Source organism: Methylobacterium tarhaniae, from assembly GCF_001043955.1.
Taxonomy (GTDB): domain Bacteria; phylum Pseudomonadota; class Alphaproteobacteria; order Rhizobiales; family Beijerinckiaceae; genus Methylobacterium; species Methylobacterium tarhaniae.
Genome location: NZ_LABZ01000020.1, coordinates 1 through 11670 on the forward strand (window position 1 = coordinate 1; position 11670 = coordinate 11670).

General features: G+C 71.4%; 11 protein-coding genes. All 11 read right to left on the bottom strand.

Features of this window, described 5'->3' with window-relative positions; translation table 11 throughout:
- On the bottom strand, positions 1 to 300 hold a 300-nt coding region (locus tag VQ03_RS33625; protein WP_048449415.1), incomplete at its 3' end, for a hyaluronate lyase N-terminal domain-containing protein.
- On the bottom strand, positions 297 to 2429 hold the full coding sequence (locus tag VQ03_RS03190; RefSeq protein ID WP_053078374.1) for a phage tail protein: 2133 nt from the start codon (positions 2427 to 2429) through the stop codon (positions 297 to 299). The genes VQ03_RS03190 and VQ03_RS33625, both read right to left, overlap by 4 nt.
- Entirely contained in the window at positions 2426 to 2887 is a 462-nt protein-coding gene (locus tag VQ03_RS03195) for a C40 family peptidase (protein ID WP_048449416.1), read from the bottom strand. The genes VQ03_RS03190 and VQ03_RS03195 overlap by 4 nt, the downstream gene beginning before the upstream one ends.
- Complete coding sequence (locus VQ03_RS03200) at positions 2884 to 3753, bottom strand: DUF2163 domain-containing protein (protein WP_053078375.1); 870 nt, start codon at positions 3751 to 3753, stop codon at positions 2884 to 2886. The genes VQ03_RS03195 and VQ03_RS03200 overlap by 4 nt, the downstream gene beginning before the upstream one ends.
- Positions 3750 to 4355, bottom strand: a complete 606-nt coding sequence (locus tag VQ03_RS03205; protein WP_048449435.1) for a DUF2460 domain-containing protein — start codon at positions 4353 to 4355, stop codon at positions 3750 to 3752. The genes VQ03_RS03200 and VQ03_RS03205 overlap by 4 nt, the downstream gene beginning before the upstream one ends.
- Before the next feature lie 17 nt (positions 4356 to 4372).
- Positions 4373 to 6637 carry a baseplate megatron protein TIM-barrel domain-containing protein gene (locus tag VQ03_RS03210; protein WP_048449417.1) on the bottom strand — a complete coding sequence of 755 codons (2265 nt, stop codon included), beginning with the start codon at positions 6635 to 6637 and terminating at the stop codon, positions 4373 to 4375.
- Positions 6637 to 10113: a cell wall hydrolase gene (locus VQ03_RS30825; RefSeq protein WP_053078376.1), complete on the bottom strand. Its 3477-nt coding sequence runs from the start codon at positions 10111 to 10113 to the stop codon at positions 6637 to 6639. Before VQ03_RS30825 ends, VQ03_RS03210 begins: the two co-directional genes overlap by 1 nt.
- Positions 10106 to 10297 carry a hypothetical protein gene (locus VQ03_RS03225; protein WP_048449418.1) on the bottom strand — a complete coding sequence of 64 codons (192 nt, stop codon included), beginning with the start codon at positions 10295 to 10297 and terminating at the stop codon, positions 10106 to 10108. Before VQ03_RS03225 ends, VQ03_RS30825 begins: the two co-directional genes overlap by 8 nt.
- A gap of 8 nt (positions 10298 to 10305) precedes the next feature.
- Complete coding sequence (locus VQ03_RS03230) at positions 10306 to 10695, bottom strand: hypothetical protein (RefSeq protein WP_053078377.1); 390 nt, start codon at positions 10693 to 10695, stop codon at positions 10306 to 10308.
- The gene (locus VQ03_RS03235) at positions 10692 to 11429 is read right to left on the bottom strand and encodes a hypothetical protein (RefSeq protein ID WP_048449419.1); all 738 of its coding nucleotides are present in this window, start codon (positions 11427 to 11429) and stop codon (positions 10692 to 10694) included. Before VQ03_RS03235 ends, VQ03_RS03230 begins: the two co-directional genes overlap by 4 nt.
- A gap of 42 nt (positions 11430 to 11471) precedes the next feature.
- The gene (locus VQ03_RS03240; protein ID WP_048449420.1) at positions 11472 to 11657 is read right to left on the bottom strand and encodes a hypothetical protein; all 186 of its coding nucleotides are present in this window, start codon (positions 11655 to 11657) and stop codon (positions 11472 to 11474) included.
- Positions 11658 to 11670: the final 13 nt, after the last annotated feature.

An 11670-nucleotide genomic window follows, 5' to 3' on the forward strand; every position in this document is an offset into this window, starting at 1 on the left:
GAGGGTGTAGCGCAGATCCCCGGTGCCGCCCTCGCCCACGGTCAAGGCGGTCCAGAGCGCCTTGTTCAGCTTGGCGGCGAAGGGGTTCTGCGCGTCGGCGGTGGTGCCGAGGCCGAGGCGGGTCACGTTCTGAAGCGTCTTGAGGTCCGCCGCGGTCACGGTCGGGAAGCCGCCCGGCGTGGTGCCGTCATGCACCGCGAGGCGGTTGTTCGTCGCGTCGACCACGACCTCGCCGGGGCGACCCACGAAGGTCGAGAGGAACGACCACGCTTCGCGCAGGAATTGCAGACGGATGCTCATGACGAGGCGAGCCCGAGATCAATGAAGGTCGGATAGGGATCGGAGGCGAGGCCGAGATCGTCGGCTTGTGCTGCGGTTTGCGAGGCGATGCCGAGATCGACCGGGTTGCCCGCTGCCAGGGCCTCGGCGACCGGTCCCATCCGGCCCGAGCCGAGGGGCGTGTAAGTGGTGGCCACGCAGGTGGCGAGGTCCTGGAGCGCTCCGCCGAACACGTTGAACGACTGCAGCTTGAGGCTGAGCGGCACACCCACGTAGGCGGCTGGCAGGACGTACTTGAATACGGCGTCGTCGAGCCGAGCAAAGGGCGCTCCGGCAGCGTGGGGCGCGGGCGCGGAGCCGTACAGCCCCCGCATGAGGGTGGTGAGCGCGTAGGCGTTCGGACCAGTGAGTGTCGCGCTGGCATAGGCGACCAGCTCGCGGTCCACGAGGGCCAGCGTGACGGCCGCTTGCGCGTCGGCGAGGGTGCCGCCGGTGAGCACGCCCGCCGAACAGCCGAGATCCACCGCGAGCGTGCTGGCGGTGTCGGGGTTCGGCCCGGCCGGCATCGGCAGGGGCGCGGTCAGGACACCGTGCCGGGCGGGCGCCGTGATCGTGCCGATCTCGGCGTAGCTGACGCCGTCGCGAGAGATCCAGACATTCGCCCCGCCCCAGTTGGGATCGGCCACGCCGCCGCTTCCGCCCGAGGCCGCGATCCACACCTGCGCCTCGCCGCCGGTCAGCTCCGGCGGCGGCTCGAAGATCACCGGCGGATTGACCGGGGCGGCGGCCACGTCGCGGTTGATGCTGCGGCCGGCGGATCCGGTGACCGGGTAGAGGGTCGCGGTCGCGACGCCGCCCGGGAACTCCTCCGCCACGACCGTCAGAAGGCCCTCCTCGTCCTCCTCGATCTCGCGGATGCGCACCGGCGTGCGGGCGAGCCCCAGGCCCGGATCGGTCAGGGTGACAATGTCCATCGGCTCGAGGAGGCAGTACTCCCACGACAGCCGGAACGTGTAGGTGTTGCGGATGTAGAGCGCGCGCTGCAGCAGGAGCTGCGCCACGAGGCCCGCGACCGGCAGCGCGCAGATCTCCCGGGCCGTGACGCTCGCGCCCGCCTTGAGGCCGAAGCGCTCGATCGCCGACTGGTCGCGCGCCTCGACGGTGGTGGCGGCATAGGCGTGGCCGCGATCGGAGCACTCGATCCGCTGGAGGTTGGGAATCCCGTGCGGGTCGCTGCGGGTGAGGCGGACCGGATCCTCGTCCTCGGCGTGCAGGAAATCGTCGTCGGTGAGTTCGTAGACCGGCGTGACGTTCGGCTGGAAGGTGACCGTGCCGCCGGCCACCGTCCCGCCCGTGACCGGCAGGTCGCCATAGGGGACGATCTTGAGCAGTCCGCCCGACCAGACCGGGGCGGCGTTGGTGAGGAGGAGCCAGCGCGTCAGGATGCTGTTGGCGGTCTCCTGGTCGGCGAGGACCGGGCTGAGTGCCAGCCCCAGCGCCGCGCAGGCAGTCTGGTAGGATCCGTCGCCCGGGCTGCCGAGGATCGTGCGCGCATCGAGGGAGGCGGCCGGGAAGCCGACGCCGTACTGCGCGTTGGTCAGGAAATCGACCAGCATGGCGGCCGGGTCGGCATCGTCGGCGCTCGAGCTGCTGCCGACGAGCCGTCCCCGCACCTCGAAGGCGAGCTGCGGGATGCTGGCCGAACTGCCGAGGTCAAAATCCGGTGACGCCGCATAGGCGGTGCCGGGATAGGCCAGGGCCGCATCGCCATACCGTGCCATGGCGGGCGCCCAGGGCTCCTGCGGCGTCGTGCCAGAAACGAGGCTCAGGCCGTAGGCCGGATAGGCCGCGCTGGCCTGCCCGTTCCAGATCGTGCCGATGCCCTGGATCGGCCCCTCGCCGATGCCGAGCATCAGCCAGGTCGAGTAGGTGTAGCCGGTGACCGTGGCCTTCTGGCCGCCGCCCTTGCCCCCAGAGGTCTTGCTGCGCTGGGCGTGGGTCTGGAAGCCGTCGTGCCAGATCAGGTTCGGCGCGGCGCGGTTAGTGCCATAGATGATCGCGACTGGCAGCGCGCTCGAGGCGGTCTGGATCTGGAGGCCGGTATAGTCCGGCGTGACCGCCCGCTTCTTCTTGGCTCCGAACAGGCTCACGGCGCCCCCCAGAGGCTGAAGAAGCGCGGCGCGCGATAGGGCTGCGTCAGCTGCCCGTTGCGGTTCACGGGTTCCTCGATCACCGCCTGCGCGGGCGAGAAGGCGTGCACGAGGGTCAGCGGCTCGGCGGCGGTGACGATGCCGCCGTGGGAGTAGGTCCGGCCGTGCCGGAACATCACGATGTCGCCGGGTCCGGGCGCCGGCACCTCGCGGGTGCGCCCGAACAGGAACCCGAGGTAGCGCTCGTCGTCGCGGTGGATGTGCCAGTCCTGCGGGTAGGGCCGCGGGTCGAAAGCCGGGACGAGGCCGGTATCGACGAAGACCCGAACCAGCAGCATGCCGCAATCGACGCCAACGCCGTGCACGTCGGCACCCGGGTGATAGGGCGTGCCGACCCAGCGCCGCGCCTCCGCGACGACGTGGGCGCGCGCCTGGTCCTCGCTCGGGGCAGCGATCATCCGAGGGCCGTCTCGGGGGTGGGCACGAACGGGAAGCCCCGGAACCGGGCCGCGTTGGCGAACTTGGCCCGGCAGGTCGCCAGGGTGTGGTCGCAGCCCTGGTAGGCCACGAAGCTGTCGCCCGGCGCCGGTGCGGCCGGGAGCGGATAGGCCAGGGTCAGGCCCGTGGCGTCCGCCGCCTTGATGGTGGCGGTCGCCCCTGCATTGGCCCCGCCGGTGACCGTGAGCGTCCCCTGCGCATAGGCCGGCGAGGCGCCCGTCCACGGGATCCGCGTCGGGGTGGCGTCGGCGCCTACGGCACCCGCAGCCCCGAAAGCCTCCTTGGGCAGGCCGCAGCCGGAATCGAACAGGACGTGGTTGCAGGTCGGCTGCCAGACGTTGCGCGGCATGTCGACGTCGAGCAGCACGAGGTCCGAGGCGACCGTGATCCGGGCCGCGCTGCGCCCGACCGCGTCCACCGTCGAGACGCGGCCCTGGAACAGCAGCACGGCGCCGGCCGGCGGCAGGGTCCAGTCGGTCAGGAAGGCGCGCTCGCGCCGGACCTTTGCCCCGTCGAGTGCGCCGTTGCGGATCGCCACCATGGCGGGCACGCCGCCGATCAGGTCCGTCGGACGAGCCGCGAGGGTGACCTGCTGCTGGTCGACGTCGAGGCCGACCGCACAGCGGAACCGCAGGCCGTCGACCATGAGCGAGTTGGCGAGGTAGACGAAGCCGCCGAGCGGCACCGCGACGTCGGCGTTGGTGACCGCGATCACGGTGCCCGAGCGCAGGGTGATCGTGTAGCAATCGGCGTAGAGCAGCGCGACGTCCCGCTGGGCGCGCAGCGCCGCGAGATGGGCGACGAGCGCCGGGGGCGCGGCCCTCACGGCGCGATGCTCCGGAAGCGCAGGCTCTTCACCGCCCACAGGCCCTGCATCAGGTGCTCGAAATCGACGCCGTCGTCCATGAACCGGCAGGGGAAGGCGTAGGTGAAGTCGGCCGCGATCACGGCGCCGACGGCGGGCGCCGTCGCGAAGGTGAGGAGGTTCGGAGCGGTGAGGCTCCAGCCGCCCGCCTGCGTGACACCCGCCACGGTCACCCGGCTCACCGCCGTCACCCATCCCACCGTCTCGGTGAGCCCGCCCAGGGTGCGCGCGAACGGGAACGCGGTCGTTGTGCCATCGCCGGCGGCGAGTGCCTGGTTGGTGGCCACGCCGTCGGTCGGGTCGGTGAACAGGAACGTGCCCCAGGTCCCGCGGCATTGGATGTAGAGGCTGAGCAGCGCCTGCAGGCTCGCCGTGCCGAGGCCCGGGAACGAGCCGTCCGGCGTCAGGCCCTCGACCGGCAGCGTGAACTCGTAGAGCGCGGCCGGGTAGAGCGGGCTGCGCACCTCCCGCCCCGAGGCGTGCGCCTCCACCCGGGTCGCGGTGATCGGCCGCTTGGTGACGGGCCAGGCGATGCCCGGCAGGCTCGGAAAGGTCGCGTGCATCAGGCCAGCACCGGACATCAGGCCGGCACGCTGACGAGCTTGAGCGAGCGCAGCTCCCACAGCCGCGCCATGAACTGCTCGGGCGCGATGGCGTCCTCGGCGAAGCGGCAGAGGAGCGAGGAGCCCAGGCCGAGATAGGTCGGCACCGGGACGGTAAAGGGCGTCGCCCGCCCGCGCATCCGGCCGAAGAAGCCGACGAGGGTCTGAAGGTCGGCGACGACATCCATGCGCAGCACGTCGAAGGTCATCTCGATCTCCCAGGTGGGCTGGCTGCGGCGGGTGGCGCGGCTCTCGCGGCCCGAGACGTGGCCCGCCACCGCCGTCGCGAAGACCGGCCGGTAGCGGGTCGACCAGCCCCGGCCCGCGAGCGTCGGGAGGCTCGGATACGGTCCGCCGGGCGCGGGCGGTGGGTCGGCGGCCGGCGGCGGCAGGGCCGGCCCCTTGCCGCCGAGCCAGTTGCCGACCCGCCAGTTCGCCGCATCCCCCCAGACCGAGCCGAGGAGCGGGAAGGCCGGGAACGGCCGCGCGTCCCAGTTCCAGGCTGCCATGAAGGCCGGCTCGACCATCTTGAGGCCGGCCGGCGAGGCGGCGTTCTTCCCGTCGACCACCCAGTACTCGTAGACCGCCTGCAGGCCGAGTGCCGCCAGGGTGTCGTCGCGCCGCGGCGCGAGGCGTCCGCCCTCGGCCGGATCCCAGGCCGACCAGTAGGGCGTGAAGCTTTCGCTCGATTTCGGGTCATAGAAAACGTTGGGCTGGTTGGTGCACTTATCCGTGGTCGGGAAGCCGTACTCGGTGAAGGTGATCGACCGCGATTGGGGAATCCACTTCGTGGGCGCGCCGCGTGGCACCCAGCCCTGGCCGTCGCCGGCGTCGTAGACGGCCTGGTGGGCGTTGTTCCACCACCAGCGCAGCATCTTCGGTGCGAGGAGCTGCTGGCCGGCGGCGTAGGGCGTGCGGGTCTGGGTGGCGCGGTCGCCGCGCGGGCGCGAGACGGTCAGCCCCGAGCCGAGCGGGTCGAGGCCCGGACCGAGGTTGGTGGAGTCGGCGTAGAACCAGGCATATCTCTCGCCGCCCTCGATGTTGGCCTTCAGGTAGGCAAGCGAGGCCAGCATCGGCGGCCCGGACAGGCCGAGGCCGTTCATGGTCGCGGCCGTGGGCGGCCACGCGGTCGGGGCCGGGGCGCTCCAGTTCGCCGCGTCGAGGCCGCCGGTGCCGGTAGTCCAGTCGGAGAGCGGCAGGTAGTTGTCGATCGCCACGAGGTCGATGGCGGGCGCGGCATAGAGTTGGTCGAGGTGGGGCCACTGGCCGGCGTCTCCCGGGTGCTGGTACCCGGTCCAGACCGACCAGTCGGCCGCGTAGGAGACCAGGTTCTTCAGGGCGGCAGCGTCCCGGGCGAGCCCGGCGCCGTCGAAGATCCCGCGCACATCGGCGGCAAGCTGCATCAGACCGGCGACGAACGGATAGTCCCAGGTCGCACGCCCGTCCGATCCCACTGTCCCGGTCTTGGTCCAGGCGGGTCCGCGGATCGCCTCGAGGCTTCGCAGCTCCGAGCCGACGAGGAACAGATCGACACCGCCCGCCACCACGCAGAGGTGGGCGTAGTGCAGGATCATGCGCCGGAAGGTGAAGTCCGTGGGCGAGCCCGCGTAGCCGACCGTGAGGTTCGTGGCGTCGCGGGTGAACTGCGACGGCGCGGCGGAGCCCAGGAACGCCGCTACGGCGCTCGCCGCCGCGGCGGACTTGTCGGTCCCCGGCCAGCCGATGCGGCCACGCCAGGGATAACCGGGGCAATCCATCAGCAGGAATGGGTAGAACACGACGCGCAGGCCGCGGGCCTTGAGGTCGCGGATGCAGCGGACCACCGCCTGGTCGGACGGCGTGCCGCCATAGGTGGCGGTGCCGCCGCTAGCCGAGATAGGGATCAGCCCGGGCGAGGCCTGCGTCAGCCCCGAGCAGCGCCACGGCTCGGCCTGCCAGGTGCCGGAGACGAGGGCCTGGAACTGGCCGCCGATGAAGGTGGTCGAGGGATAGATCCGGCACGTCGCCACGTCGGTGGAGGAGCCGAACCACGCCACGATCAGGTTGACCGTCCGGCAATCCGGGTACTGCGCCTGCAACTGGTCGAGCGAGACGCTGTAATCGGTCGTCGTGCCGGCGGGGGTCGCGTTGAGGTTGAGCGCGACGAACGCGCTCTCGCCGGCATGCAGGCCGCGGTGGGGGACGGTGTCGTAGACCCACTCGCCGGAGGCCGGCAGCAGGTTCACCCCGAGGAACGTCGCCATCAGCTGCGCAGCTTGGACAGGCCGAGATGGGAGCCGGTGCGCACGCCGTCGTTGATCGCCTCCATGATGTGGCGGGCATTGGCGCGGAAGAACGACTTCACCCCCGCCGCATCGACGGCCGAGACGTGGAAGTGCACGTCGCCGGCGCCGGCCGGAGCGGAGCCTGCCTTGCCGCCGGCGGCCTGGGCCATGAGGCTCTGCGCCCAAGGCGTGGCGGCGGCCGGCACGATCATCTCGCCCCGGTGGACGTTCGCCAGCGTGTCGCCGGGCAGCGACCAGGCGCCGACGGCGAAGCTCGGGATCGCCGCCGCCGCGGCCGCGACCGTGGCCTGCCCGGCGAGTGCCGGGCCGGCGGCGGCCGGGCCCATCAGCGGCGACAGGAAGCCGAAGATGCCCGCGAAGGTCTCGGCGGCCGAGGCCATGATGCTCTTGATCATCGCGCCGGCCTGCGTGGCGAGGGAGGTCGCCGCTCCCGCTTCCTCGGTACCCGTGCGGGTGGTCACGCCGGCGACCGTGGCGGCGGTCTTGGCGGCCTCGCCGGCTTGGTGGGTGGTGACGCTGGCGAGCCAGTCGGCGGCGAGCCGGACCTTGGCCTGCACGTAGCTCTGGACGATCGACATCGCGGTGGCGCGCGCGGCCTGGGCGACGGTCTGCTGGCCCTGCAGCACCGCGAAGGTGTTGCTGGTCAGCGTGGCGCCGATCTGCTCGTAGGAGCGGCGCGTGTCCTGGTAGACCGCCTTGTTGACCTCGCGCTCGGCCTGGGCGCGGCGGGCCGCGGATTGCCCGTCGATCTGCAACAGCTGGGCCCTGGCCTGACGGTACTGGCTGGTGCCGTCGCCCCAGATCGCCGTCAGACGCTCCTGGTGGCCGCGCTCGAGCGTCTCGATCTCGGCCAGCACCGCCAGCGTCTGCGCCCGCCGCTCCTCGAACGAAATCTGGCGCTCGCTGGCCTCGGCGCGGATATCCTTGATCCGGTCATCAAGGATGCGGCGGGCGTTCTGATAGGCGGCGTCCTCGGCCGCCGCCTTCTCGGCGGCCGCAGCGCGTTCCAACGCCGTCTCGATCTCGGCCTTCTCCCGCGCCAGCTGGACGGACTTGAGCGAACCCGCTTCCTCCTTGGCGAGCAGCTGGTCGAGCATCGCGATCCGGACCTTGGCGGTGTCCGGGTCGCTGTTGTCCGATCCGACCGTCCTGAGCGCGGTGCGCGCCCGCAGCAGGGTCTCTGCCTCCTGGGCCGCGGCCTTTTCCTGGGCTCGGAGGTTGTTGGTCTTTTGCAGTTCGAGCCGGTTCCACTCGGCCGAGCCACGGGCATAGGCGGCCTGCTGCTTCGTGACCTCCTCGTTGACGATGCGGACGCGCTCGGCGCTCGATGTCTCCATGCCGGCGACACGCAGGTCGATCTCGCTCTGCTCCTGCGCTCGCTGCCGGTCGCGCAGGGTCTGCTCGGCCTCGGCGAGGGCGCGGGCGGCGGCGAGGCGTGCGGCCGGCGTGCCGTCCCGGGTGGCCTCGACCTCGCGGCGGCGCGCCTCCACCAGCCGCTGCGCTTCGGTCACGGCATCGCGGGCTGTCGTCAGGTTGCCCTGCGCGATCGCCAGCGACTCAACGTCGGCCCGAGTGCCGCCGCGCTGCTCATCGGCGATCCGCCGGCGAATGTCGGCCTGCTCCTCGAGGCGCTGCCGGATCGCGTCCTGCTGCGCGGCATCCCCGACCGGCGGGCTCTCGGGCGTGTTGCCGAACCGGTGGTTGCCGATGTCGGTGACGTTCCCGAGCGTCCTGCCCCAGGCCGGGTCGGCGGCCCTCGGGTTGTAGTAACTCGTCGCCCCCCTGGTCGGGTCGGCCGCCTCGGTCAGGTAGACCTTGTCGACGATCTCGCCGGTGCGCCGGTAGGTGTCGCTGTCCGGGCTCAGGGCCCGGGCGCGGGTGCCGGCCGGGTCGCCCGGGTTCCAGACCGAGAACTGCCGCGGCGCCGTGACGACGTCCTGGTAGCTGCCGCCGTAGCGCCCGCTGAGCACGCGGTTGCGGATGACGTTGGCGACGGCTTCCTGTCCCTCGGCACTCTCGCCCCCGGCCTCGCCGTAGACTGTGCGGATCATCAGGTCGCGCTCGGACGGTGACATGCGGCTCGCCGCCTCGCCGTTCTGGAGCCGCCCGCGCAGCAGGGTCGAGGCCTGCTCGGATTGCTGCAGCCGCCCGGCCTGCGAGGCCTCGACGTTGATCGCCTTCTGTGTGTCCACCTCGTGCTGTTGCGCGGCCACGATCCCCTCGCGCTCGCGCCGCTGGGTCTGCAGCTCCAACGTCGCGACCCTGATCTCCTCGTTGAGGCTCCGCTGCGCCGCCTGCGCCCCGTAGAGGCGTTCGTTGATGTCAGCCAACGCATTGCCGATCAGGGGATACCGGCGGATCGCCTTGTCGTTCTCCTCCGCGATGAAAGCCTGCTGCTCGGCCTGCTTCCTCAAGCGGCCCTCGATCGTATCGAAGTAGGAGATCGCCTGCTGCGGCGTCAGCGAGGCCGCGATGCGACGGGCGAGAACCTGGATGTCCTCGAGGTTGCGCAGGTCGGCCGTCAGGTCGCCGAGGATCCGGCCGCCGTTGGCCTGATCCTTGAACGCCGCGCTGATTTTCTGTGCGTTCGCGACAGCCTCGTCGCCGGTTTTCGAGATGGTCTGGAGGAGGTTGACCAGGATGGCGTTGGTATCGACCGAGTAGTTCGGCACCGTCGCCAGCATGACCTCGATGCCGGCCGCGGCGTCGCGGCTGAGGCCTGGGATCTTCTGCAACTCGGCGTTGAAGCGGAGGAGGACGTCCTTCGCCCCGGAATTGGTGAGGCCGAGCGCGGTACGGAACCGCTCCAGCCCCTCGGCCGCCGAGATGGCGACGACCTGGCTGCGGGCCATCTCGGCCGAGGACGCTCGCATCCGGTCCACGAACTGCTCGGCGTCGAGGATCATTCGGCCGATCGAGGCACGCACGCCCTCGTTGGCCTGAGCGAACAGCCGCCCGCCGCGCTCCGCGTAGGCGACCGACGTGTAGTAGTCGCGCACGGCCACGGCGGCCTCGCGGATCTGGCCCGGCAGCCCCCCCCACGAAGCGGCCGCGCTCCGGTCGATCGAGACGGCGGCGTTCCAGACCGCCATCGTCGCGGCGGCCTCCAGCGCCACCGCCTTGACCGCGATGTAGCCGAGCGTCGTCTGCTCGAGGCGCGCCTTGAGGTCGGTCTGCCAGTCGCTCGCCTCGCGGGTGGCCGCCGCGATGCGCGCCGTCGCCGCGGCGGTCTGCTGGGCGGCTGCGACCTGCGCCTGCATCGCCTCGCGGTTGGCGAGCATCTCGGCGCTCAGGTCGCGCAGGGCCTGTGCCGTGGCCAGGTTGGCGGCCTGTGCCGCCGCCGCCTGGTCCAGGATCGCGGCCTTGGCCTGCTGCGCTGCCGTCCGGATGCCGGACGCGTCGCCCCCGAAGCGGACCTGGATGTCGTCAGCCATGCTTCACCGCACCGTCGGGGAACCGCATGATCATGGAGCCGATGCCGCTGGGATCGTCGGCGGAAGGAGCGACTGTCACCGGCTCGGGCGGCGGCTTGTAGCCGAGATAGGCGGCCACGAGTTCGTGGGTGGGCGGCGAGCCGCGCCAGTAGGCGAAGATCCGCTCCACGTCCCAGATCGTCATCCCGGCGATCACGCCGGGGGCGTAGCCGCAGCCGGTGGCGAGGCGTCCGTAGATGAAGCCGAAGTCGAGGCCGCGGCGCTCTCCGCCGCGCGCGCTTCCCCCGGCGGCGTCTCCGGCAGGTAGCCGCCGAGCCGCAGGATGGTGGAGGAAGCCGCGGCGACCTCGGGGCCGGTCGCCTCGAGCTCGCGCCTGTCGGCCAGGGCCGCATCCTCCGGGTGGTCGCGCCTCAGGCCGGCGGCAATCACCGCCGCGCCGTATGTGGTTGGGCCCGTGCCCGGGCCGGACTGAACGACCGGATCCAGTTCCTCCAGCTGCGCAAGGGTGAGCGGGCGGATCGTCCATTCGCGCGCGCCGAGCCGGATGGTCCGCGGCGGGGGTGTCATGGTGGGCGCGCTCACGCGGCATCTCCGAACGACCAGGTCGCGACATTGCCCGCAGCATCCGCGAACATGCTGAAGTCGAATTCGGGCATCACGAAATCCTCCAGCTTCGTGCCGAAGCCGAGCTTGGACGAGGTGCAGTTGCCGAATTTCACGTTGACCGCCTGCCCCTGGAACGTGGTGTAGAACTGGCAGGCGAAGGTCGGCGTGGTGCCGAGCAGCTGGTTGGTGACGGTGAAGCGCTGGCCGCTACCGGCCAGCGTGTAGGTGTAGTTGATCAGGAGCGCCTTGCCGGCATCGGCCGCCGCGAAGGTGTAGGTCCCGGCGGCCACGCTGTACTGACCGGCGGAGGGAGCCGAGGAAACCTTCACGAAGGGCAGGCCGGTCGCGGCGTTGAGGACGCCAAGGTCATCGACGAAGTTCGACGCGTTGGCGACCGCTCTGGTGTAGGGCGACGTCGCCGGAACGGCGGCGGCCTCGCCGAAAGCCGTCATCAGCTGCCCGGACGTCGGCGTGACGCCGTAATAGAGGCTGGCGAAGGCAAGGCCGGAGATCTGCGCCGCCTTGGCCTTGCCGGTGGTCTTGATCGTGCCGCGGGCGATGGCGACCGGGCGCTGGAACTGGCCGTAGAGTTCCTTGACCGTCGCGCTCTCGTCGATCGTCACTTCCTGCACGAGGCCGAAATTGACCGGGGTGGCGTTGGGAACGTCGTTGCGCGTGCCGATCAGCACGCCGGAGCCGAAGGAATACACGGGGACCTCCTGGGCTTGAGGGTGGACGAAGCAGCCGGATCGTCAGCCGGAGACCACGAGCGCCTTCACGCGCTCCTTGAAGGCGTGGACGAGGTTCCAGAGATCGGTGTGGTGGCCGAGCGCCGTGCCCGCGAAGGTGTCGTGGTGTAGCCTGTCGATCTGCTCGGCGAGGGGCGCGGCAACGGGCGCTGGCTCCGGCGCTGCCGGGGCGTTGGGATCGTCCTGCATGGTGTCGTCCTCT

Bases quoted from the DNA above. Each gene is read 5' to 3' on its own strand.
- VQ03_RS03195 (WP_048449416.1), bottom strand. From the start codon at position 2,887: ATGATCGCTGCCCCGAGCGAGGACCAGGCGCGCGCCCACGTCGTCGCG.
- VQ03_RS03205 (WP_048449435.1), bottom strand. From the start codon at position 4,355: ATGCACGCGACCTTTCCGAGCCTGCCGGGCATCGCCTGGCCCGTCACC.
- VQ03_RS03210 (WP_048449417.1), bottom strand. From the start codon at position 6,637: ATGGCGACGTTCCTCGGGGTGAACCTGCTGCCGGCCTCCGGCGAGTGG.
- VQ03_RS30825 (WP_053078376.1), bottom strand. From the start codon at position 10,113: ATGGCTGACGACATCCAGGTCCGCTTCGGGGGCGACGCGTCCGGCATC.
- VQ03_RS03225 (WP_048449418.1), bottom strand. From the start codon at position 10,297: ATGACGATCTGGGACGTGGAGCGGATCTTCGCCTACTGGCGCGGCTCG.
- VQ03_RS03240 (WP_048449420.1), bottom strand. From the start codon at position 11,657: ATGCAGGACGATCCCAACGCCCCGGCAGCGCCGGAGCCAGCGCCCGTT.